24 protein-coding genes, 7 tRNA genes and 1 pseudogene are annotated in these 21,322 nt (G+C 36.5%); 7 read left to right on the top strand and 25 right to left on the bottom strand.

Going from position 1 to position 21,322, the window contains the following annotated elements; translation table 11 throughout:
- Positions 1–447: 447 nt before the first annotated feature.
- The 12 genes from KKI21_00195 to KKI21_00140 all read right to left on the bottom strand — a co-directional run bounded on the left by KKI21_00195 (position 448) and on the right by KKI21_00140 (position 9,318).
- Entirely contained in the window at positions 448–1,326 is an 879-nt protein-coding gene (locus tag KKI21_00195; protein MBU4284647.1) for a Fic family protein, read from the bottom strand.
- A 281-nt stretch (positions 1,327–1,607) separates the two neighbouring features.
- Positions 1,608–1,682 (bottom strand) — tRNA-Asp (locus KKI21_00190).
- A 20-nt stretch (positions 1,683–1,702) separates the two neighbouring features.
- Positions 1,703–1,775: transfer RNA gene (locus tag KKI21_00185), tRNA-Met, on the bottom strand.
- Positions 1,776–1,786: 11 nt separating this feature from the next.
- A tRNA-Met gene (locus tag KKI21_00180) sits at positions 1,787–1,858 on the bottom strand.
- A gap of 62 nt (positions 1,859–1,920) precedes the next feature.
- Positions 1,921–2,487: a hypothetical protein gene (locus tag KKI21_00175; GenBank protein MBU4284646.1), complete on the bottom strand. Its 567-nt coding sequence runs from the start codon at positions 2,485–2,487 to the stop codon at positions 1,921–1,923.
- Positions 2,432–3,892 carry an Asp-tRNA(Asn)/Glu-tRNA(Gln) amidotransferase subunit GatA gene (gene gatA / locus KKI21_00170; GenBank protein MBU4284645.1) on the bottom strand — a complete coding sequence of 487 codons (1,461 nt, stop codon included), beginning with the start codon at positions 3,890–3,892 and terminating at the stop codon, positions 2,432–2,434. The genes KKI21_00175 and gatA overlap by 56 nt, the downstream gene beginning before the upstream one ends.
- Positions 3,889–4,200 (bottom strand): Asp-tRNA(Asn)/Glu-tRNA(Gln) amidotransferase subunit GatC, encoded by a 312-nt coding sequence (gene gatC, locus KKI21_00165; GenBank protein MBU4284644.1) that lies wholly within the window; start codon positions 4,198–4,200, stop codon positions 3,889–3,891. The genes gatA and gatC overlap by 4 nt, the downstream gene beginning before the upstream one ends.
- A complete protein-coding gene (gene ligA, locus KKI21_00160; protein ID MBU4284643.1) occupies positions 4,197–6,206 on the bottom strand; it encodes an NAD-dependent DNA ligase LigA in 2,010 nt (669 codons plus the stop codon). Before ligA ends, gatC begins: the two co-directional genes overlap by 4 nt.
- A gap of 143 nt (positions 6,207–6,349) precedes the next feature.
- Entirely contained in the window at positions 6,350–6,982 is a 633-nt protein-coding gene (locus KKI21_00155; GenBank protein ID MBU4284642.1) for a DsbA family protein, read from the bottom strand.
- A gap of 4 nt (positions 6,983–6,986) precedes the next feature.
- Positions 6,987–7,874, bottom strand: a complete 888-nt coding sequence (locus KKI21_00150) for an ROK family protein (protein ID MBU4284641.1) — start codon at positions 7,872–7,874, stop codon at positions 6,987–6,989.
- Positions 7,875–7,879: 5 nt separating this feature from the next.
- A complete protein-coding gene (locus KKI21_00145; protein MBU4284640.1) occupies positions 7,880–8,866 on the bottom strand; it encodes a hypothetical protein in 987 nt (328 codons plus the stop codon).
- Complete coding sequence (locus tag KKI21_00140; protein ID MBU4284639.1) at positions 8,863–9,318, bottom strand: C40 family peptidase; 456 nt, start codon at positions 9,316–9,318, stop codon at positions 8,863–8,865. The genes KKI21_00145 and KKI21_00140 overlap by 4 nt, the downstream gene beginning before the upstream one ends.
- 66 nt (positions 9,319–9,384) lie before the next feature.
- Between KKI21_00140 and KKI21_00135 the strand changes: the two genes are divergently transcribed.
- A complete protein-coding gene (locus KKI21_00135) occupies positions 9,385–9,849 on the top strand; it encodes a hypothetical protein (protein MBU4284638.1) in 465 nt (154 codons plus the stop codon).
- A gap of 4 nt (positions 9,850–9,853) precedes the next feature.
- Here the strand turns inward: KKI21_00135 and KKI21_00130 are convergent, their stop codons facing one another.
- The 6 genes from KKI21_00130 to KKI21_00105 form a co-directional block, all read right to left on the bottom strand.
- Complete coding sequence (locus tag KKI21_00130) at positions 9,854–10,315, bottom strand: GerMN domain-containing protein (GenBank protein ID MBU4284637.1); 462 nt, start codon at positions 10,313–10,315, stop codon at positions 9,854–9,856.
- Positions 10,316–10,392: 77 nt separating this feature from the next.
- Positions 10,393–10,563, bottom strand: a complete 171-nt coding sequence (locus KKI21_00125) for a hypothetical protein (GenBank protein ID MBU4284636.1) — start codon at positions 10,561–10,563, stop codon at positions 10,393–10,395.
- Positions 10,564–10,848: 285 nt separating this feature from the next.
- Complete coding sequence (locus KKI21_00120; GenBank protein ID MBU4284635.1) at positions 10,849–11,547, bottom strand: DNA alkylation repair protein; 699 nt, start codon at positions 11,545–11,547, stop codon at positions 10,849–10,851.
- A 21-nt stretch (positions 11,548–11,568) separates the two neighbouring features.
- Complete coding sequence (gene typA / locus KKI21_00115; protein ID MBU4284634.1) at positions 11,569–13,353, bottom strand: translational GTPase TypA; 1,785 nt, start codon at positions 13,351–13,353, stop codon at positions 11,569–11,571.
- A gap of 103 nt (positions 13,354–13,456) precedes the next feature.
- On the bottom strand, positions 13,457–13,855 hold the full coding sequence (locus KKI21_00110) for a cupin domain-containing protein (protein MBU4284633.1): 399 nt from the start codon (positions 13,853–13,855) through the stop codon (positions 13,457–13,459).
- Between the two features lie 42 nt (positions 13,856–13,897).
- Positions 13,898–14,320 carry an HIT family protein gene (locus tag KKI21_00105; GenBank protein ID MBU4284632.1) on the bottom strand — a complete coding sequence of 141 codons (423 nt, stop codon included), beginning with the start codon at positions 14,318–14,320 and terminating at the stop codon, positions 13,898–13,900.
- 181 nt (positions 14,321–14,501) lie between these two features.
- Here KKI21_00105 and KKI21_00100 point away from each other — a divergent pair, with 181 nt between their 5' ends.
- The 6 genes from KKI21_00100 (at position 14,502) to KKI21_00075 (ending at position 16,996) form a co-directional block, all read left to right on the top strand.
- Positions 14,502–14,744: a GIY-YIG nuclease family protein gene (locus KKI21_00100; protein ID MBU4284631.1), complete on the top strand. Its 243-nt coding sequence runs from the start codon at positions 14,502–14,504 to the stop codon at positions 14,742–14,744.
- A gap of 3 nt (positions 14,745–14,747) precedes the next feature.
- Positions 14,748–14,821, top strand: a tRNA-Gln gene (locus KKI21_00095).
- A gap of 86 nt (positions 14,822–14,907) precedes the next feature.
- Entirely contained in the window at positions 14,908–15,195 is a 288-nt protein-coding gene (locus tag KKI21_00090; protein MBU4284630.1) for a GIY-YIG nuclease family protein, read from the top strand.
- A gap of 71 nt (positions 15,196–15,266) precedes the next feature.
- Positions 15,267–15,638, top strand: coding sequence for a nucleoside 2-deoxyribosyltransferase (locus KKI21_00085; protein MBU4284629.1), 372 nt, complete (start codon positions 15,267–15,269; stop codon positions 15,636–15,638).
- A 95-nt stretch (positions 15,639–15,733) separates the two neighbouring features.
- Entirely contained in the window at positions 15,734–16,336 is a 603-nt protein-coding gene (locus KKI21_00080) for a YdcF family protein (protein MBU4284628.1), read from the top strand.
- A gap of 12 nt (positions 16,337–16,348) precedes the next feature.
- Entirely contained in the window at positions 16,349–16,996 is a 648-nt protein-coding gene (locus KKI21_00075) for a DUF2238 domain-containing protein (protein MBU4284627.1), read from the top strand.
- Positions 16,997–17,058: 62 nt separating this feature from the next.
- Here KKI21_00075 and KKI21_00070 read toward each other — a convergent pair whose 3' ends face one another.
- The 7 genes and pseudogenes from KKI21_00070 to KKI21_00040 all read right to left on the bottom strand — a co-directional run bounded on the left by KKI21_00070 (position 17,059) and on the right by KKI21_00040 (position 21,216).
- Positions 17,059–17,967, bottom strand: a complete 909-nt coding sequence (locus KKI21_00070) for an ABC transporter permease (GenBank protein ID MBU4284626.1) — start codon at positions 17,965–17,967, stop codon at positions 17,059–17,061.
- Complete coding sequence (gene ftsE, locus KKI21_00065) at positions 17,964–18,641, bottom strand: cell division ATP-binding protein FtsE (GenBank protein ID MBU4284625.1); 678 nt, start codon at positions 18,639–18,641, stop codon at positions 17,964–17,966. The genes KKI21_00070 and ftsE overlap by 4 nt, the downstream gene beginning before the upstream one ends.
- A pseudogene (gene prfB / locus KKI21_00060) lies at positions 18,634–19,684 on the bottom strand (peptide chain release factor 2). Before prfB ends, ftsE begins: the two are co-directional and overlap by 8 nt.
- A 117-nt stretch (positions 19,685–19,801) precedes the next feature.
- Positions 19,802–19,874 (bottom strand) — tRNA-Thr (locus tag KKI21_00055).
- A 20-nt stretch (positions 19,875–19,894) separates the two neighbouring features.
- A complete protein-coding gene (locus tag KKI21_00050) occupies positions 19,895–20,788 on the bottom strand; it encodes a hypothetical protein (GenBank protein ID MBU4284624.1) in 894 nt (297 codons plus the stop codon).
- A gap of 20 nt (positions 20,789–20,808) precedes the next feature.
- Positions 20,809–20,880, bottom strand: a tRNA-Gly gene (locus tag KKI21_00045).
- A 264-nt stretch (positions 20,881–21,144) separates the two neighbouring features.
- A tRNA-Glu gene (locus KKI21_00040) sits at positions 21,145–21,216 on the bottom strand.
- Positions 21,217–21,322: the final 106 nt, after the last annotated feature.

Below are 21,322 nucleotides of genomic sequence, written 5' to 3'. Positions count from 1 at the left end.
TGGCTTGTTTGGTACAATACTGATAGGGTGCATTATGCTTTTCAGAATAAATTATCTCCTGTACAGTTTATGTTATCGCTGACTAAATTACAATTACCAGTTTTAATGCCTCAAAAGTGCAAAATTGGGTGGCCTCATACACAAGCTTGCATTCATATTTATTCAAAACTATAATGAAAGCAGGTCCGCCTGAATTGTTCCCTTGCACTATCACTTATGTCTACGACGTATTCCTACACATGGGTCACCATGCAAGCGCCGATTCAGCACCGACCATGGCCAAAATAAAAAAAGCAACCCGACGGGGTTGCTTTTTGTTTATTGTTTATTTTTTATTCTTCCGCATCAACCTAAACGGCACATCTTTATCATGATTCACAATTTTCTCTTTCCCAATCCAATTTAAAGTAGGCATATCATTATTTTATCAATTTTTGTGCGCCTATTTTAGTTATCCACACCAATTTTCCAAACATTCTTTTCTAAAAATGCTTCAATGGTTTGTCGAGTGGCTTTATTTATAAGATTTGAGTGTGAAAGCTTATTAATTTTTGCATATTCAACTAAGGTGATAATCTTTCTACCTTCTAAGTATGCTAACCGTTTGTGATAACTATTGGTAAGCGCTTTTCCTACTATTTCCTCCATAATAGTGGTTATACCCTTCTCATCAAATTCTTTAAATGCATTATAATATTTTTTTCTATCAATAAATTTTATGTTTATTGGAACAAACCCTTCTCGTATAAGTAAATAATTATTTATTACCCTGCCAATACGACCATTCCCATCAACGAATGGATGTATATATTCAAAAGCAAGATGCAAACGCGCAATGCGTTTAATAATATTTTCATGGCTTGTGGCATTGTATTCTACAAACATTTTTTCAAGACGATCCACCACTTCTTTTGAATTGGGAGCAATATGACCACCAACACGAACATATTCATCATCTTTTCTAAATCTTCCCGCAACATCATCACGAATATTTGAAATTAACGTTTTATGAAGCAATAAAATTACTTCAAAGTTGAGTTCTTGTTCTTTGGCTTTTTTATCTATATACAACACAACCCGTGCTAAATTTTTTGCTTCAAAAATTTCTCGTTCAGTAATATATCTGTCTAAATCAATTTGAAGAAGTATCTTTTCAGTTTCTTCAAGAGTAAGTGTGCTGTTTTCAATGGCGTTTGAGTTATAAACTTGTTCGGCAACTTCAGTCTCAGCGATAAGTTTAATAAGCGCATCCTTACCTACAAGCGCTTTATAATATCTCTCACGAAGAGAATTTATACTATTAAAAACATTAAGTATTTTTGTCATATATTTCCATTATATTCCTTTTCACTATTTTGTCAATATAATCGTGAAAAACCGCTTAAAAACACGGATTTTCACGTTTTTGGGAATATCTTTTATTCTCATAATTCTCTTTTATATTACCACGCCATAAGCACTACGCGCAAATAGGCGGGCAGGCCACGTTTTGACCCTTTAGTAAATCCTTCGAGAACCTCAGGATGAAATAAAAAAAAATCGCCCTGAGTGAAATCGAATGGGCGATTTTTGACGCTTCTTGGTATCTCGATAAAAAGTATTTCGGGCGCAGCCGATGGGATTCGAACCCACGATCTTCGCCGTGACAGGGCGACGCTTTAAGCCAGCTAAGCTACGGCTGCAAAATATTCAAATTCATCTATAGCGGCGAGTGGAGTCGGACCACTGACCTTGGCCTTATGAAGACCCTGCTCTAACCGCTGAGCTACGCCGCCAACTTAAAATGTTGCGGGGGACCGAATTGCACGGCCGATCTCCTGGTTATGGGCCAGGCGAGATACTACTTCTCTACCCCGCGATAATTATCCCGCTATAGCGGGAAGTGTCTCTATAATACTATAACTCTTTAAAAATTGCAAATTACATCACTCCCAATTCTTCTAATCCTTTTTTATATGCATCTAAGGTATTTCTGGCTTCTTCTTCGATTAACACGTATCCTGAATCGTCTATAATTCTAGCTTTAACTCTTTTTGCTTTTTTAATTTCATCCACATTACTCAAGTTCTTTTCTTTTTCACGGCCAGGGGTTTTTAAAACCTTGTCGTAAAAACTATCCGCTTCCAGAATTGCCAATTTATAATTTGCTTCTACGCCTGATTTAAATTTCTTTTCAATCTTTGCCCATTTTTTGGCACTCTTTTTTTTCTTCTTATCGGATTCTACTGGTTTGGCTATCGCGCCCAGAGTCATTTTTTTGAAAATAACAAAAATTATCGCAAGCAGCATCAATATGGAGAAAATAAATGAAATGACTTTAATGGTAAAGAAAATTTCTCTCCATGTATAAGAATGAAAAAAATCATTAACACTGGCTCCAAAACCAATCCAGGCGCTTTTTGCTTGCGTTAAAAATTTAAGTTCCTTCTGACTAGAAACTATTGTGGTGCTCGAAATTGTTGGCAATTTCGAAAACAAATTCATCATAAAATTGTGGTCCAATTATTTGTAAGCCGACCGGCAGCTCCGCCTGCCCGCCATCGCTACGCGAAGACGTTGCGGGTGGGCAGGGAATTGATATTGCCGGCAATCCGGCCAAAGAAACCGGGGTTGTATAAACATCGGATAAATACATTGATAATGGGTCCTTTTTTTCTCCGATTTTAAAAGCTGTGGTTGGCGCGGTCGGAGTTAAAATAATATCAACATCGTTAAAAACTTCATCGAATTCTTTTTTTATTAATGCCCTAACTTTTTGCGCTTTATTGTAATAAGCATCGCGATAACCAGCTGATAATACATAAGTTCCAAGCATAATTCTTCTTCTTGGTTCATCGCCAAAACCCTCGGCTCTGGTTTTTAGATAATTTTCCAATAGGGTTTTTCCCTGCCTACCGGCAGGCAGGTTGCCTGCTGACAGCCCATATTTAATTCCGTCAAATCTTGCCAAATTAGCGCTTATTTCTGCCGGCATAATAATATAATAAGCTGCCAAGGCGTATTCTGTAGACGGCAAACTAACTTCCTTAATTTTTGCTCCCATTTTTTCAAAACTTTTTATGGCTTTTTGGATTTTTTCCTTTATTTGTTTATCAATCCCCTGTCCAAAATATTCTTTCGGCACACCGATGCATAGATTCTTGGATTTTGTCCGAGGATCTATTTCTATTGTTGTAGAGTCAAATTTGTCTTTGCCTTTAATAACATCAAAAATTAATTTTGCGTCCGCAGTTGTTTTCCCGAATGTTCCAATTTGGTCCAAAGAAGAAGCCATAGCAATTAACCCGTATCTTGAGACCCTGCCATAGCTCGGCTTGAATCCGACTATTCCGCAAAAACTTGCTGGCTGGCGCACTGAACCGCCTGTATCCGAGCCAAGAGCTCCTAAGCAATGGCCAGCTGCCACAGCTGCAGCAGAGCCGCCAGAAGAACCTCCTGGCACACGGGTCTTGTCCAAAGGATTTTTTACCACACCGAATGCAGAATTCTCGGTTGAAGAACCCATGGCAAATTCATCAAGATTTGTTTTGCCGATAATTATCGCGCCAGCGTCTTTCAGTTTTTTGACAACTGTTGCGTCATAAGGAGCTTGATAATTTTCCAGAATTTTCGACCCAGCTGTGCATTTGTAATCTTCAACCAGAATATTATCTTTAACTGCAATCGGAATACCTTCTAATCCTTCTATTTTTTCTCCCCTTTCGATTTTATCATCAGCTTTTTGCGCTTGTTCCAATGCCAATTTTTCCGTAATTTCCAAAAAATTATTTATTTCCTTGTTTTCTTTTTTAATTTTATCCAAACAAGCCCGAATTAATTCAGTACAGGTAAATTCTTTTTTTATCATCTCTTTGTGGGCAGATTCTATTGTCAATTTAGATAAATCAATCATTCCAAGATTTTTGGGACTTTAAAATAATTATCTTTTTTGTCCGGAGCTTGTTCTAAAATTTTATTCCGCGTTTCAGAATTTCTCTTTTCTGCTTCGTCATTTCTGGTTATGCTTTCCAATCCGGTTATTTGCTGGATTGGCTTAATATTTTTTGTATCAACTTTATTTAATTTATCAACATAATTCAAAATCGAGGAAAGTTCATTTGAAAATTTCCCTTTTTCTTTTTCTGTCAGTTCAATCCTTGCCAATTTGGCAATATGTTCCACTTGCCCCGTAGATATTTTCGGGGCCTGCTCCTTAATCATATTAATTTTGCGAATTCTTTTTCACTGATTATTTTTACGCCCAATTTTTTCGCTTTATCAAATTTTGAACCTGGTTCAAAACCAATAACCACAAAGTCAGTGTTTTTTGAAACAGAACTAGATATATCTCCGCCCAATGCACGGATTTTTTCTTTGGCCTCCTCACGCGTCATATTTTCCAATTCTCCAGTTAGAACAAACATTTTACCTTTCAGTTTTCGGGCCCGTCTCGACTCGCGTAGCTCGTCGATGCGAGGCGGGCTTATTATCTTTATACCAGCTTTCTTCAGTTTGTGCAAAAATTCCAAGCTTTTTTTCTCTTTAAACCAATTATAAATTGATTCGGCAACTTTCGGTCCAATATCCTGAAGTCTTTGCAATTCTTCTAAAGAAGAATCTTTTATTTTTCCCAATTCGTTGTAATGCCTCGCCAAATCAATCGCTGTTTCTTCCCCAACCTGCGGAATTCCCAGGCCGAACAAAAATCTTTCTAATTTTATTTCTTTTCTGGATTGGATTGATTTAATAATATTTGAAGCGGACTTTTCGGCAAATCTCTCCAAATGCTTCATATCTTCCTCTTCCAAGAAAAATAAATCCCCTGCATCCTTAATTAGCCCTTCGTCAAGAAATCTGTCTACAATTTTCGGTCCGACTCCCACAATATCAAAGGCCTTTCTGGAAACAAAATGATAAATTCTTTCTCTTAAAACAGCTCCACAATTTTTATCCGAACATTTATAAGCCACTTCTTCGCCGATTTTTACAACTTTCGAATTGCATGCCGGACAGAAATGCGGAACTTTAATCTCTTTTTCCTTGCCAATTCTCATGTCCTTTAACGGCTTTACAATATCCGGAATTACATCTCCGGCTCTGCCCACAATTACTGTATCGCCAATTTTTACTTCCAATCTTTTGATTTCGTCAAAATTATGCAGCGTGGCATGGGTTATTGTTGCTCCGCCGATCTGGACTGGCTTTAATACTGCAACCGGCGTCAAAACTCCTGTTCTCCCAATTTGCCAGATAACATCTTTAATAATCGTGGTTGCTTCTTTAGCGGAAAATTTATAGGCAATTGCCCCTCTTGGCGCCTTGCCAATGGCTCCGAGTTTTTTGAATGCAAAATTATCGCTGGCAACCACTACAATTCCGTCAATTTCATAATCGAGCTTGCCTCTTTTCTTTTCCCAATAAATTCTGAGTTTTTCCACTTCATTTAAATCTTTACAGAATTTATTATATAAATTTATTTTAAATCCTAATTCTCTTAAAATTTTATGTTCGTCCTCGTGTTTTTTCTGCCCTAAATCGGTTATCAGCGCATAAGCAAAAGAATCAAGACGCCTGCTGGCAGTAATTTTCGGATCCAGTTGCCTAATTGAACCAGCTGCCAGATTCCTTGGATTGGCATAAGTTTTTTCCCTTTTTTTCTCCAGTTCTTTGTTGATTCTTTTAAATTCCTTGGTCTCTAAATAAACTTCTCCGCGCACGATTAATTGTTTTGGGAATTTTCCAAATAATTTTAAAGGAATACTGGCTATTGTTCTTAGATTCTGCGTAACATTCTCGCCAACCACCCCGTCTCCGCGCGTTGCGCCTGTTTTTAAGATACCGTTTTTATAAACCAGTTCAATTGCCAGGCCATCGATTTTTAATTCGCAATAATAACCGCCTTTATCGTAATTTTTAACTATTTTTTCGTTTCTATTCTGCCAATCAAGCATTTCCTGTTTGCTGAAAGCATCATTAAAAGAAAGCATGGGAACCGAATGATGGAATTTCTGAAATTTATCCAATGGCTTGCCACTTACTCTCTGCGTTGGTGAATCCGTGGTAATTAAATCCGGAAATTTATATTCTAGCCCTTCCAGTTCGTTTTTCAGAGCATCAAAAGCCGCATCAGAAATATCCGACTGGTCCAAAACGTGATATTTATAGTTATGCTTCCAAATCTCTTTTCTTAATTTTTCTATCCTTTCTCTGGCTTCTTTTTTATCCATACCCCGTACTAGATTTTCGACACATTAAATAGCCTATATCTAGAAATTTAATTTATTATAAAATATTTAGTTCTTTAGTTGCCCCAGTAATTATTTGGTCCGATGTACATCGGACCAGTCGAAAATTCAGTATCGGGGCATGATTATTTCAGTTTGCTTTCAATTATTTTCGCAAAATCTTCATAAGGCATAGAACCGATAGCCGGCTCGCCGTTAATAAAGAACGCTGGCGTGCCCTGCCTGTCTTTCGGAATATTGGCTTTTATAAAGTCATTACTTCCCTGCGCATACCATTCTTCTGCTTTTGATTTATATTTTTCGGAATCCATGCATTGATTGAATTCTGTTTCATCAAGTCCGATAGTTTTGGCAAAAATTTTCAAGTCATCGATACTTTTAATTTTATCGTTATTTGCAAAAAGATAATTATGGTATTCCAGAAACTTTTCTTGGTCATTGGCGCATAAAATCGCCTGGCTTAGTTCATACGGCGGAAATGAACGCAAAATCAATCTTGCTTTACCTGTGGTAATATAATTTTCTATTATTTTCGGCTTTACGCTGTCTTCAAATTGTTTGCAATACCCGCACAAATAGCTGTAATACTCAATAATCGTCACTGGCGCATCATCCCTGCCTATTTGGATATCATCTTTGAAAACTTCAATATCTGTACCTTTTCCGCCCCATTGTTTGTATGCCAAAATTGCCACAGCAATGAGCAGAATTACAATGATTATGATATAAGGATTAAATTTTCTTGTTTGTTCTTCCATTTTTTTATTTATCCAATAATAGTCCTGCGCCAATTGCGCCCGCCCATTCGCCGAGTTTAGCCAGAATGACTTGCGTTTTCCCGGCTTTCGGCGACAGAACATTCTTTCTCATTTCGGATTTAGCTGAATTTAGCAAAAGCTCTCCGGCATTGGCAATTCCTCCGCCAATTACAATAATATCGGGATTTAAAGTATCAACAATATTTGCCAATCCTAAACCCAAATATTCGCCAGTAGTTTTCCAGACCTCGATTGCTTTTGAATCCCCCTTTCTTGCCATATTATATAAAGTAATTGTATCTATTCTCCTGCCCAAAATTTCAAAAGCGGTTTTTCTGATTCCTGACTCGCTTAAATACGCTTCCAGACATCCTTTATTCCCACAACTGCATTTTCTGCCATGTTTATCAATAGTCATATGACCAAATTCTCCGGCAGTGCCGGTTTTGCCATAGATAATTTCCTTATTTATCACAATCCCTCCGCCTACTCCTGTTCCCAGTCCCAAACCGACAACCAGGTTTCTATTCTTTCCCGCCCCAAAAATCGCTTCTGCCAAAACCAAACAATGAACATCATTATCAATAATGGTTCTGATTTTAAATTTCTTCTCAATTATTTTCCCGAGTTCCAGATTTTTCAGACCAGTCACATTTGGCGGGTTTAATATTTTTTGATTTTTAACATCAATTGGCCCGGCAACTCCTATTCCAATCCCTTTTATGTTTTTATTTTGGGAGATTAATTTTTCAATACATTTAAAAATCTGACCGAGAATAATTTTGAGATTGGTTTTGGATTTTGTAGGAATTCTAACTTTTTTGACTACTTTTCTGTTGTCAAGTAAAATTCCTTTAATATTTGTTCCGCCGATGTCGATACCTATATGCATAATTTTTAAAACAATTCTTTAGCGCGATTCCAGAATCTATCATCGCCATTTGCCTTGCGCCAATACCACCATTCCACGCCCCATAAATACGCTTTATTAAATCCTGCCTTGTGGATATATTCCAAAATATCATTAAACTTTTCAATGCTCATGGAAATATCTTGTTCCTCATTTGTCATATCCTGTGTCGGTTTATGTCCCCAGGGCTCTGCTTGAACTTCAATCGCAATTACTTCCTCCAAATCAAATAGAAGTTTTATTAAATTTACTTTTCTTTGGTAAAAAACTGGCGGAATCGGGTAGGTTACATAGCCCAGCTTACCATGAACTTTTCTGTAAATAGAAGTGCCGAGAATATCTGCGCGCCTCGCTCCGCCGATCCAAGTGCTGAATTCTCCGCTTTCGGTTATCATTATTGGTTTGCGGTAATCCAGATATTTGGCCAGAGCAATTTCTTTATTTAAAAATTTTTTGTCCAATTTTGGACACTCGCCAAAAGTTCCCAAAAACGGTTCATTTTCTATTTGCCAGATTTTAATGCTCGGCCTGTCTTTGAAATATTTTATTGTCGCGCTGAGAAAATCCAAAATTTTTTCCTGCTTTTCCTCTTTTGAAAGATTCTGCGCCCATCCTGGCTCAAAACATTCCGGCCAGCGTGGCATTCTCCTACCCAAAGTAAAAATCGCCTCTCCGCCATGCCTTTCAATTTCTAAAAGCTGCCATTCCAAATCTTTAAAATCATATTTACCCTCTTCAGCTTCAACTTCGTCCCAGTAAGCAAGAATTCTGATCCTTTTGGTTTTTAAATCATCTAAAATCGCCAAAAAGGTTTTCTGCCAATCCAGTCCCAAATCAATCGCGTATCTCTTGCTGAAAGTCACGCCCCATTCAACTTTATCCGCTGGCTTCGCTTTACCGACAAATAGATATACAGCAAGGATTATTATAACAGCAAGAATTGCCAATAAAATTATTTTTAAAATCTTTTTCATTTAAATTTCGGATAGTGATAAACTGCAATTATTTTTCTTTTGCCATTGCAATCCCAATTATGAATAACGGGTGTTTTCATTTTATAATAATTACTTATGGCTTTTTTATCGCCAATATAAAAACCATTATGCAAATGAAGCTTGCCATTTGGGGTTATTTGTTTTTCCCAGACAATCACGTCTCCAGGTTTAATTTTGCTCTTGGCAATTTCCTGCCAGCCGTTTTTTTTCATATCTTCTGTGGTTCTTTCCACTATGGCATGGCCTTCGGAAATCATTCCCCACATCAATAAAACATTAGAAACGAAGAACGCACAGGAAAGGTTGCCGTTCTTTGTTGCGTCAATTTCTTTTCCGTCTTTTTCCAAATAAAGATTCCTGAACATCTTTGTTCCGACAGAGTTCTTTATCATTTTCAGATATGATTTGTATTTCAATAGCTCTACTTTCATAATAATTGTTTTATTTTTCTAAATTGTGGTATAATTAATAAGGATAATAATTAATATTTTAAATATATGGGAAAGATAAAAATACCTCTTTTGATAATAATTGTCGTGGTGATTATTCTTCTTGTCACGGCGCTCGTTCTAATGCTTAACGACCAGCCGAGAATCAGCGACAACAAAATAGAAAACCTTGATATCGCCAAAGAAATTTACGGCTTCCCGGGAGAAATTAAAAAAATCAAAGACAAAACCTTGACGCTTACAGCCCTAATTCCTTTAGTTGACTTAACTCAAGAGCTGGTAAAAACAACAATAGAGATAACAATTGACGACCAGACAAAAATAACCAAACTAATATTCCCGACAGAAATCAAAGACAATACAGAACAAATTTATCCCGAAGAAGTATCGCTTCAATTAAGCGACCTGAAAGTCGGAGACAATATAAACATCTCTTCAAAAATAAATATTTACGATAGTTTAAAGAACGGCACTGATTTTGTTGTCACTGATATTTTTGTCATTGAAAATTAAAACCTTACGGCTGCAAAATATCTTCTGTTCTTCCATTAACCGAGATAATCACGCTTTCAACTGTTGAGAATTGTTTTAATGTTTCAATAATCTGGCTGCGTATTGCCGATACTTTACAAGAACCTCCTACTTGAAATTCTATTTGTTCGTCAAAATCAATTTTCGCCACGCCTTCTTCAATAACCAATCCCTGGATTTTCACTCCGGAATTAATACTGGTGAAAAAATCTTGGGATTTTTCTGTTTCTGTCGGTCCTTTTAATAATTCTTCTATAGCCACCCTGGCAATCGCCTGTGTTTTTGGAACCATCCTTTCAACCGGAAAAACTTTGTTGCAGGAAACTTCAGGATCCATTCTGCTATTATTAAAATAAACTCCTACTTTCATGGTCTCTGTTTTTAGCAAATAAACAACTGCTAGAATTACGATAATCGCGATTCCCAAAATTATAATTTTCTTTTTCATATATTCTCATTATAACATAATTAAAACTAAAAAACCCCGTCCGCCAGCCGGCGGACGGGGTTTTTTATTACAAGATTTTAATAGCCCTTTTGGCTGCGATAGCAATCTCTGCAAAGAATTTCCTGTCCTTCTCTGGGTTCAAATGGAAGTTCTGTAATACCAGCTCCACACTTGGAACATTTCCAGTTTCCCTGAACTCTTTTTCTTTCGAAATTACCTCTTCCGCTGCCTCCTCCTCTCTGGTCCATCCTTTCTCTATGGCACGTTGCGCAAAAGATTGGAAGGTCGCCAGAAGGCGTAAATGGCAACTCGGTAATTTCTGTTCCACACTTGGAACATTTCCAGTTTCCCTGAACCTTTGGCCTTGGAGAATCGTCTCTTTTTCTAAACATTACAATGTAATTTTACGAACAATTTATTCTAAAATAAACTTAACGAATATTTTAATTCAAATTGCGAATAGAAACTTTTTTAATTATTTATTAACGACCTTTTCACTTAATTATAAGCGTAGCACAAATCAATTATATTAGTCAATTTAAATAAAACTTTCTTTTTTTCTCGCCAAATCTCTCAATCGCATAACGCAACATTGTTCTCGGCATAATTTTATAATATTTCCTCAAAAATTTCTCCTCGATTTCTTCTCCGCAGCACTTACCGATTTCCCTCAACATCCAACCAACCGCTTTATGAATTAAATCATGCTTATCGTTAAGTAAAATTTCCGCAATCTTCAGTGCTTCTCGTGAGTTGCCATGCCCAATATAATGAAAAGTTGAAAGTATGGCGATTCTTCTTTTCCAGATACTTTTAGATTTGGCTAATTCATAAAGTATTTTTTTATCCTTGTCTTCCAGATACGCGCCGACGATTTTATACGCTGACAAATCCACTAAATCCCAATTATTAATATATTGAGTATGCTTCAAATAGAAATTATAAATTTTTCTCCTGTTTTCTTCGTCAGTCTTTTGGAATTTTGATACCAAAATCAGTAGGGCAATCAACCTCTCCTCATGAAATTTGCTTTTTATGACTTTGGATAAATCATTAATCGCCAAAGAACTGAATTCTTTGGCGATTTTTCTCGCTGTTGGATTATTTATACCCAAAAATACATCCCCTTCTCCGTATTCGCCTTTCCTGGTCTTAAAAAACCAAAGAGAGCTTTTGGCCCTCTTTGGATCGGCATGTTTTTTAATTTCTCTTTCTATGTCGTCAATAGCCATATCTTAATTTTAGCAAATTTTTTATCTTTTTGCTTTCTTTCTCTCGTTTTCCGTTAAAAGCTGTTTTCGCAAGCGAATACTTTTTGGAGTTACTTCCATATATTCATCATCATTAATAATACTCAATCCCCTTTCAAGTGTTATTTCCCATGGCGGAATTAAACAAATTGCCTCGTCCGAACCAGAAGCGCGCATATTTGTTAATTGTTTTTCTTTGGCTGGATTAACTTCCATATCATGGCCAGTTGGCGTATTACCAACAATCATTCCCTCGTAAACATCTTCACCGTGTCCAATATATATTACTCCACGCTCTTGTAGGTTCCACAAAGCGAACCCCGCTGCTTTCCCTGTAATCATTGATATCATTGAGCCAATTTCTTTTCTGGTAATATCTCCGACATAAACACAAAAACCCAAAAAATGAGTGCATAAAATTCCCGTTCCTTTTGTATCAATAACAAATTCACTGCGATATCCCAAAAGTCCGCGTGTGGGAATTTTGAACGTTAATCTAATTTGCCCACTTTTAGTTTTGACGTCTATTAGTTGACCTTTTCTTTTTGATAACTTTTCGATTACTATCCCGAAAAAATTTTCCGGAATATCAATTGACACTTCTTCAAACGGTTCTAATTTCTTGCCATTTTCTTCTCTAATAATTGCCTGTGGCTTGGAAACTTGAAGTTCATAACCTTCGCGCCTTAAATTTTCAAGTAGAATTGCGACATGTAGTTCGCCACGTCCAAAAACATTATAATAATGTGCGTGCGAAAAATCAATCTTCAGCCCCATATTTACCTCTAATTCTTTTTTGAGTCGTTCTTTAATTTGTCGGCTAGTCACAAATTTTCCTTCTTTCCCAGCAAAGGGAGAATTGTTTACTAAAAAATTTAAAGAAATTGTCGGTTCGTCAATTTTAATTGCGGGAAGTAGTTCTTGATTTATATTTTCAGTAATTGTTTCTCCTATTTCGATATCTGTAAGCCCAGCAATCATCACAATATCTCCAGTTACTACTTCGTTTACTTCTTGCCGATTTAGTCCGTTAAATGTAAAAAGCTTTATAACTTTAAATTTTCTTGGTTTTTTGTCTAAACTCTTAATAATTATTTCTTGATTATATTTTATTTTTCCAGAATAGACCCTGGAAATTGCACAGCGCCCCAAAAAATTGTCATAAGCCAAATTAAATGGTTGGGCTGTCAATTGTTTTTCCTCCATTTCCGAGTTTGAAGCAGGATAAACATTTTTTAAAATTGTGTCCAATAATGGATTTAAATTTTCTGATTTATCGTTTAAGTGTAGTTTTGCAATCCCTTCTCTTGATGAGGCATAAACAGTTTTAAAATTTAATTGTTCATCGTTTGCGCCTAAATCTAAAAACAACTCATACACCATTTCGTGCACCTCTTCTGGCCTAGCTGCAAATTTATCAATTTTATTAATTACCACAATCGGCTTCAATCCTAATTCTAACGACTTTCTTAAAACAAATTTCGTTTGTGGCATTGGTCCTTCTTGAGCATCAACCAAAAGCAAGACACTATCAATTGACATTAAAATACGCTCTACTTCCGAACTGAAATCGGCATGACCAGGAGTATCTACAATATTTATTTTTGTGCCATTATAAAAAACCGAGGTATTTTTCGAATAAATCGTAATTCCTCTTTCCAACTCTAATGCATTTGAATCCATGTTTACATTTTCATCGGCCATCCCCGTTTGGTGCATTAAAGCATTAGTAAGGGTAGTTTTTCCGTGATCAACATGGGCAATAATGGCAATATTTCTAATCTCCATAATTTTTCTTAAACAAAAGAATCACGCATCAAGCGTAATTCTTTTACGTTTTTAGCTCAATTTACTATACCACGCAAAAATTAATCTGGCAAATCCACTCCAATTATTCTGTCGTCTTGCCGTCAAATTCCGGCGAATCAGCCTCTGCCTCTGCCTTAGTTGCGCGCATAACACCATCTTTATGGTGCGCCGGGGAATAAACTGTATACAGTTTTAATGGCGCTGAACCGGAGGTATTGATGATATTATGTTCTGCGCCCGCCGGGACAACAATAACGTCTTCAACGGTTAAAATATATTCATTACCATCGATAATTGCCTTCCCATCACCTTCTTCAAATCTAAAAAACTGATCATTGTCATGATGAGTCTCCATGCCAATTTCTTCATTCGGCTTTAAAGTCATTAGCACTAACTGACTATGCTTTCCCGTATAGAGCACTTTTCGGAAATTTTCATTATTTTTGACGTCATTACCAATATTTGTATGAAATCCTTTCATATGTTTTTAATTTTACTTTTAACTCCGCCTTGGCAGGGCAAGTTAATTATTATTTTTAAGTTTTTCCACTAATTGTTTTAGTTCTTCAAAATCCACTTTTGAAACCTTGGACTGCCACCATTTATTCATTTCCAAGCCATCAGCTTTATATCTCGGAATAACGTGCAAATGGAAATGGAATACACTCTGCTCTGCGCTTTCTCCGCTGGCATTCATCAGATTAACGCCTTCTGCTCCCAAAACTTCTTTCATTTTTACTGATAAATTTTTGGCAAAGAAAATTATTTCTTTTAAATCTTCGCTGGGAATATCAAAAATATTTTTATAGTGTTCTTTGGGAATTATTAATGCGTGGCCTTTGGCCAAAGGATTAATATCAAGAAAACAAAAAATCTTGTCATTTTCCCATATCTTAAATGACGGGATTTCTCCTTTTACAATTTTACAAAATATGCACTCGTCCATATTTCTAAAATTTTATTTTTTTCGCCAAACTGCCGATAAATTGTTATTTAATTACCCCAATTCTGACCTTTAATTTTCTTGATTTTATTATAGCAAATTGTTATGATTGAGAAAAGATTGCGGGATCGTCTAATGGCCCCGCCGCGAGCGGGGTCCCGCTATGGCGGGATAGGACATATTTATGTATTTTGTTTATATTTTAAAAAGTTTCAAAGATTCTGGTTATTATATAGGACAAACGGAAGATTTAAGCGCCAGAATAAAAAAACACAATAACGGTTTAGTAAAATCTACAAAATCAAGAACGCCATTTATATTAATAAAGAAAGAGTGTTTTGATATGAGAGGCGAGGCAAGAAAAAGAGAAAATTATCTCAAAAAATTGAAAGGGGGTAATGAATTTAAGAAAATTATAGCGAATTAACATTGCGGGATCGTCTAATGGTAGGACACATGCCTCTGAAGCATGGTATCTTGGTTCGAATCCAAGTCCCGCAGCCACGAAAAGTGGCTTCGCCACCTCGTGGCAAGCCGCTTTGAGTGAGCCCCGTGACGAACGAAGTGAGTTTTACGGGGACACAATATTTATGTATTATGCCTATCTTTTAGAAAATCTTGGTGATAAAAGTTGGTATATTGGTTCAACTTCGGATTTAAAACGAAGAATTCAAGAACATCAAACTGGTTCGGGCGGAAGAACAACGCGTATAAAGAAAAACTGGCATTTAATTTATTATGAAGCATATTTAGACAAAAGAGATGCCGTCGGTCGAGAAAAATTTCTTAAAAGTGGCTCAGGTCGAAAATATTTAAAAAAACAACTAAGAAATTATTTGCTTGATCCAGCGCGCTATCGAGTAAGACCGGAGAGCTGATTTTGAAGCTATTTTTACGATGGGTCTTGGGCGTCCGAGATCTATACCTTTTTAAGAAATAAAACTAATCAATGAAATTCTATATATCTTCAAGAATAAAAAGAGTGAGCTTAGTCAGAAAATTGTCTCAAAAACTAAAACAATCTGGCCATTCTATAACTTTTGATTGGACTAAACAAATAATGCCTGAATCCTGTGAGAAAAATCCTGCTCAATCGAGGAAAATTGCTAAGTTAGCTTTAACTGGAATAAGAAAGTGTGATGTTTTTGTTTTAATAACCGACAGAGCAGGAACGGGCATGCATACTGAATTTGGTATTGCCTTGGCAGAAAATAAAAAGATTTTTGTGGTTGGAAAACATTTACACACAAATATCTTTTTCTTCCATCCTAAAGTGAAAATAATAAACTCTGTTATCGATTTATTAAAAGAAGTAAAATAGAAATACCTTTTATACCCATCAAGAATTAGAATCAAATTTTAGGACTAGTTCGAATAAACTCTCGGCAGCACTGAGCTTAGGATACCTTTATTTTTATGAAACAAATTAAAACTTCTTTTAAAAAGGTTTTGGATTTTCTAATAGACCGAACGCCAGAAGAAAAACTTCCAAAAGTAGACGCTATTTTTGTATTTGGGCATACAGATCCAAGGGTTGCTAAGCATGCAACGCATCTCTATAAATCAAAAAAGGCAAAGATGATTATTTTAACTGGCAAGGGACGTAAGGATATTCCTAATTTCGAAAGCGAAGCAAGTCATTATGCTTCTTTAATAGAAAGCGATGGCGTACCAAAAAGCTCGTTAATTTTAGAAAAACTTTCAACGAATTCGCTTGAAAATGTTTTATTTGGCATAAAAGCTTGCCACGATAATAATTTTCGTCCTAAATCGCTTATTGTTGTTGCCATACCGCCTCTTCTTAGACGTTCTCGTGCAACATTTGAGAAACAGTTTCCTAGCATTAAAATTTATAGCAGTGGCCCCGATATTCCACTGGAAGAATATTTACAGCACACGAGGAGAATTTTAGAAGAGTTTGACAGGTTTGATGAATATTCAAAAAAAGGCGATATCGCGAGCGTCAAGGTTCCTCAGAATATTCAAGATGCAATTCAAAGTATAAAATCAATTATTTAACTCCGAAAATAAATGGAAAGCGAGCCACGCAAAACAAAAAAAAGATACAGCGAAATTACTGCCAGTATTTTCACATTGAACGGACTGGTTCTTTTTTTTGGAGACCGGACATGGTTTCCTGATTTTTATAATCCGAAATTTATGGCCATGGCGGCTTTTGTCTCGGCTTTTCTCATTATTCTGCCGCGCCTGATTTATAAGGCAAAAGGCGACCCCAAAAAGCAGCAATTATTAAACCTCCTTGAAGTAAGTTTAATCATCGGCTTAGGACTAAGTGGCCTTGGCGGACTGGGCCTTTTCCGTCTTTCTGGAGCCGGCTTTGAATACGATAAGCTCATCCATTTTTTCATTCCTTTTATTTATACGGTTGTTATCTGTTGTTTTGGTTCGCAGTGGTATGGATGGAGTTTTAAAAAATCAGTTGTTTTGGGAGCAACTCTGATATTTATGGGAGGAATTGTCTGGGAAATATTCGAATTTCTTGCGGATACTCTTTTTGGAACGCAAATGCGCGGTTATTACGGGCAATATATCGCTAAAGATACTACTCTGGACATGATATTTAATGCGTTTGGCATTATCAGCGGTATATTCGTCTCAGCAAAATTCAATAAAGTCATCCATAATTATTTTGAGCGTTCAAACGAGCGCTCAGAATAAATCTATATAAGTATTTAAAATACCCCCGCAATGCGGGGGTATTTTTTTATTGAAAATCGTTTTTAATCTTTCAAATATTTCCTTACAGCAATAAAACTGCTGAATACACCTAAAACTAGGCCTACTCCCAAAAGGAGAAAAAACAAAGAAAACAGATTTGTCTTAAAATATGAGAATAAGTCGTCAATAGGCAGGAAGCCAGAAAGCTTTGACGAAGCAAAATAGAATGCTGGATACAAAAAAATTACAGTTATAATCGTGGCAAGTACTCCATACATCAAGCCCTCAACAATAAACGGTCCCCTGATAAACCAATTGCTCGCGCCCACCAATTTCATGACATTGATTTCTTCTCTAGAACTGTAAATTGCCAGACGGATAGCATTAAAGGTTACCAAAAACACGATTACTGCCAATAACAAACTCACTGTCAGGCCAACGGTTTTTACATCAGTAATAATTTTGCTTAATTTTTCTATGACTCCCTTATTCTGCATGTAATTCACTTTATCAATAATATCCTTGTAGTGCACGCTTTCCAAAAATTGATTAATACTCACATACTGGCTAGTCTCCTTGGCCTTTATATTCAAACTTGCTTCCAAGGGATTGGTTTCTAATTCATCCAAGCTTTGCAGTAGAACGGGATTGTCTTTGTGTTTTTCCCTAAAATTCAACAATGCCTGGTTTTGCGAAGTATAATCTATTCTTTCCACTTCAACTAATTTTTCCAGCTGGGTTTTTGCCGCTAAAATATCCTCTTCCGGGGTTTGTAGTTTAAAATAAACACTGATATCGATTTTATTTTCCAAATTTTCCAAAACAGCGTTGGCTACCACATTAACCATCAGTAAAACCGTGATTACTAAAAGCGTCAAAATCATAATGCTGACTGTAGCTGTAGAAAGCCAGCCATTGCGCCAGAAATTCTTTAATCCCCATTTAACTATTCTTCTAAATGCTTCCATCATACGATGTATCGGCCGTTTTCTTCGTCACGAATTAAATGGCCGCGGTCAAAACTTATTACTCTCTTACTTAAAGCATTGATTATTTCCCGGTCATGAGTAGCCAGAATCACGGTTGTACCTAATTCGTTGATTCTGCATAATAATCTAATTATATCCCATGTGTGCAAGGGGTCAAGATTACCAGTAGGCTCGTCGGCCATCAAAATATCCGGCTTATGAACCAGTGCTCTGCCAATTGCCACTCTTTGCTTCTCTCCGCCAGAAAGTTGGGCAGGAAAATTATTGGCTTTGTCGCTTAATTCAACGAGGTTTAAAATTTGAGGAACATCAACTGCAATTTCCTGTTCAGTCCTGCCTGCTGCTTCCATCGCAAAGGCAATATTCTCATAAGCGTTCTTATTGGGCAATAATTTAAAATCCTGGAATATTGCTCCGATTTTTCTTCTGTAAAGCGGGATATCATGTTTTTTTAAATCTCCTACATCTCTGCCATCAACAACAATCTCCCCTTCGCTCGGTTCTTCTTCTTTTAATAAAAGCTTTAAAAGCGTTGTCTTGCCAGCGCCCGAACGGCCGACAATACAAACAAACTCTTTCGGTTTAATGCCGAAAGTCACTTTATCCAATGCTGCGCAATCATCATAAAATTTTGAAACATTTTTAAATTCAATCATATTTAGTCATTTTTAACTCTGCTTCTATAAAATTATCCAAATTCCCATCTAGAACCTCATCAGGATTTGGGCTCTCTACTTCTGTCCTGTGGTCTTTAACCATTTTATAAGGATGAAGCACATAAGAACGGATCTGATTTCCCCATTCAGCTGAGGGTATTATTCCACGCAAGTCTTTTTTTTCTTTTTCTTGTTCTTGCAATCTTTTCTGATAAATTTTTGCATAAAGAACCTCCATTGCTTTTTCTTTGTTCTGTGCCTGACTTCTTTCACTTTGGCAGGCAACAACGAGTTTAGTCGGCAAATGCGTCAATCGCACTGCAGTAGAACGCATATTCACGTTTTGACCACCTGGGCCAGAAGAACGAAATGTGTCCATTTTTAATTCATCTGGTTTTATTTCAATCTCTTTCTGTATATCCTCGCCCACTTCCGGCAAAACTTCAATCAGGGCGAATGAAGTTTGACGCAAATTATTCGCATTAAACGGCGACAACCTGACTAAACGATGCACGCCGTTTTCTCCTTTTAAATGTCCAAAAGCATATTGGCCGCTGATTTCCAAAACCGCGCTTTTAATCCCTGTTCCCTGGCCATGGCTTATGTCTATTAATTTGCTTTTGAAATTATGGCTTTCAGAGTATTTAATATACATCCTTAAAAGCATATTTGCCCAATCCTGCGCCTCGGTTCCGCCAGCGCCAGAATAAATTGAAATTACTGCATGCTTTTTATCGTACGGTCCGGAAAAAAGCGCTTTGATTTCTTCTTTTTTAAAACGCTCTTCCCACGCGGATAATTCTGATGCGTCTTTGATTTTATCTAAATCTTTTTCTAATTTTTCCCAAGTATCAACTTCTTCCATTAATTCTGCTAATTCCTTGCTTGTTTCTGCTGCTTTTTTGTTATCTGCCCAAAAATCTTTTTCTTGTGTTAAAATTTCCAATTCAATTATTTTATTTTTCTTGTTAACTAAATCAAAGACAGTCCGCCATTTGACGGGTTTTAGTTTTCAAATCTTTGATTTTTTCAGAAATCTCCATATTGTTTATAATTATACATCAAAAAAAATAAAACGCAAAAAATTTTAAAAGCCGAGGGTGAGATTTGAACTCACGACCCACGCTTTACGAAAGAGTTGCCCCGCCTGCCTACGCCTGAGCCCACGGTCGGAGTTGAACCGACAACCTACGGTTTACGATACCGTTGCTCTACCAATTGAGCTACATGGGCTTAGGCGATGGCGGGCAGGTCTACCGCTGAGCTAAGATGGCAATATTTTTTAATAAATCATTCACATAATCCATATCCGAATCATTTAAAATCACAACATCAAAATTTTCTTTGTATTTCTCCAAACTTTCATCAATTTTTTCATTCAAAAATCCTATTTTAAGCAAATTATCATAATCAAATCCTTCTATCATCCCAACGTCCCCCAAACTATCGCCCAATAACAAAACATTTTTTCTATCTTTCACAATCTCAAAAGCTGGAAAATTTTTAATTGAGGTCTCGTCCTTATTAAAATTATGGACAATCGGTTCTTTTACACCGATGGCATTGCCGTTTTTATCCCAAATATATGTATTAGAAATTATGTGTATATTGTCATATAATCGATTTTGTTTTTTTAAAAACATAGCAATATTATCCCCTCCCAAACCGCTTGAAGACATAATAACCAAAGGTATTTTTGCTTTATTTAATCGGTCTATAAACTCCAACGCTCCTTCCCTAAATTCAACGCCTTCTGAATCAACAACTCTTTCTAAGTCTTTCTTATTAAGCCCGCTTTCTATTAATAATTTAAAATGATTGATCCACCATTCGCGCATTGCTTTCTTTTTTTCTTCAATTGATAAATTAATGTCAATTTCCATTGAATGATATTTATCAAATAATGCATGAGCTTTCTCCGCATAATCCGGAGTTAAATAATTGCCATCCCGTAAAACGGAAATCAAAGACGGTCTTTCCTTCCCCTTAACAAACGACTTGGTTAATGTTCTATCAAAATCAACCAACGCATGAATTTTATCAACGCCACCTTGTTTGATTTTCTCCTTAATTTGCTCTAATCTTCCGCAGTCCGGTATTATGATATTCCCTTCAATTTTTTCTATAGAATTTTCTTTATTTTTCATAATTCATTTTTAATACATAAAGCGAGTGAGCGGAATCGAACCGCCGTCACTTGCTTGGGAAGCAAGCGTAATGGCCACTATACGACACTCGCAAACCATTCTCATTTTAGCAGATTTTATTGAATTTTAAAAGGTAAGCCAGCGGGTTGTTTCCCGCTGGCTTGTAAACATGGCTAGGATTTGGCTTCCCGGTTTTTCGGCATCTTTCTCGGTCCGCCCCCTGACCTGCAAAAAGGCTTCCTAAAATTGAGCTGTCGTGGCTGTCTCCTTGGCAAATTCGTAATGCCACTCTTTTCCTGCGGAACACCCCTTAAATGATCGCCATGATTTTTTTTAATCATTTAACCTCCTTAAAGTAGCCCCAGGGAGAATTGAACTCCCGTTATCAGATTGAAAATCTGGTGTCCTAACCACTAGACGATGGGGCCAAAATTATTTCTGAACTAAAGAATTTTCCAGTCTTTTAAATAAAATTTCTTTTTGTTGTCCGCTTGCTTTTATTTCTAATTCTCTTTTTCTCGCGTCAGTTTTATT

The sequence above is a fragment of the Patescibacteria group bacterium genome, assembly GCA_018897295.1.
Classification (GTDB): Bacteria; Patescibacteriota; Minisyncoccia; order RBG-13-40-8-A; family RBG-13-40-8-A; genus JAHILA01.
The sequence above is the reverse complement of the archived record's forward strand: the minus strand, read 5'-3'. Positions and strand labels throughout refer to the sequence as shown.

Bases quoted from the DNA above. Each gene is read 5' to 3' on its own strand.
- KKI21_00195 (MBU4284647.1), bottom strand. From the start codon at position 1,326: ATGACAAAAATACTTAATGTTTTTAATAGTATAAATTCTCTTCGTGAG.
- KKI21_00175 (MBU4284646.1), bottom strand. From the start codon at position 2,487: ATGATGAATTTGTTTTCGAAATTGCCAACAATTTCGAGCACCACAATA.
- gatA (MBU4284645.1), bottom strand. From the start codon at position 3,892: ATGATTGATTTATCTAAATTGACAATAGAATCTGCCCACAAAGAGATG.
- gatC (MBU4284644.1), bottom strand. From the start codon at position 4,200: ATGATTAAGGAGCAGGCCCCGAAAATATCTACGGGGCAAGTGGAACAT.
- ligA (MBU4284643.1), bottom strand. From the start codon at position 6,206: ATGGATAAAAAAGAAGCCAGAGAAAGGATAGAAAAATTAAGAAAAGAG.
- KKI21_00155 (MBU4284642.1), bottom strand. From the start codon at position 6,982: ATGGAAGAACAAACAAGAAAATTTAATCCTTATATCATAATCATTGTA.
- KKI21_00150 (MBU4284641.1), bottom strand. From the start codon at position 7,874: ATGCATATAGGTATCGACATCGGCGGAACAAATATTAAAGGAATTTTA.
- KKI21_00145 (MBU4284640.1), bottom strand. From the start codon at position 8,866: ATGAAAAAGATTTTAAAAATAATTTTATTGGCAATTCTTGCTGTTATA.
- KKI21_00140 (MBU4284639.1), bottom strand. From the start codon at position 9,318: ATGAAAGTAGAGCTATTGAAATACAAATCATATCTGAAAATGATAAAG.
- KKI21_00135 (MBU4284638.1), top strand. From the start codon at position 9,385: ATGGGAAAGATAAAAATACCTCTTTTGATAATAATTGTCGTGGTGATT.
- KKI21_00130 (MBU4284637.1), bottom strand. From the start codon at position 10,315: ATGAAAAAGAAAATTATAATTTTGGGAATCGCGATTATCGTAATTCTA.
- KKI21_00125 (MBU4284636.1), bottom strand. From the start codon at position 10,563: ATGGACCAGAGAGGAGGAGGCAGCGGAAGAGGTAATTTCGAAAGAAAA.
- KKI21_00120 (MBU4284635.1), bottom strand. From the start codon at position 11,547: ATGGCTATTGACGACATAGAAAGAGAAATTAAAAAACATGCCGATCCA.
- typA (MBU4284634.1), bottom strand. From the start codon at position 13,353: ATGGAGATTAGAAATATTGCCATTATTGCCCATGTTGATCACGGAAAA.
- KKI21_00110 (MBU4284633.1), bottom strand. From the start codon at position 13,855: ATGAAAGGATTTCATACAAATATTGGTAATGACGTCAAAAATAATGAA.
- KKI21_00105 (MBU4284632.1), bottom strand. From the start codon at position 14,320: ATGGACGAGTGCATATTTTGTAAAATTGTAAAAGGAGAAATCCCGTCA.
- KKI21_00100 (MBU4284631.1), top strand. From the start codon at position 14,502: ATGTATTTTGTTTATATTTTAAAAAGTTTCAAAGATTCTGGTTATTAT.
- KKI21_00090 (MBU4284630.1), top strand. From the start codon at position 14,908: ATGTATTATGCCTATCTTTTAGAAAATCTTGGTGATAAAAGTTGGTAT.
- KKI21_00085 (MBU4284629.1), top strand. From the start codon at position 15,267: ATGAAATTCTATATATCTTCAAGAATAAAAAGAGTGAGCTTAGTCAGA.
- KKI21_00080 (MBU4284628.1), top strand. From the start codon at position 15,734: ATGAAACAAATTAAAACTTCTTTTAAAAAGGTTTTGGATTTTCTAATA.
- KKI21_00075 (MBU4284627.1), top strand. From the start codon at position 16,349: ATGGAAAGCGAGCCACGCAAAACAAAAAAAAGATACAGCGAAATTACT.
- KKI21_00070 (MBU4284626.1), bottom strand. From the start codon at position 17,967: ATGATGGAAGCATTTAGAAGAATAGTTAAATGGGGATTAAAGAATTTC.
- ftsE (MBU4284625.1), bottom strand. From the start codon at position 18,641: ATGATTGAATTTAAAAATGTTTCAAAATTTTATGATGATTGCGCAGCA.
- KKI21_00050 (MBU4284624.1), bottom strand. From the start codon at position 20,788: ATGAAAAATAAAGAAAATTCTATAGAAAAAATTGAAGGGAATATCATA.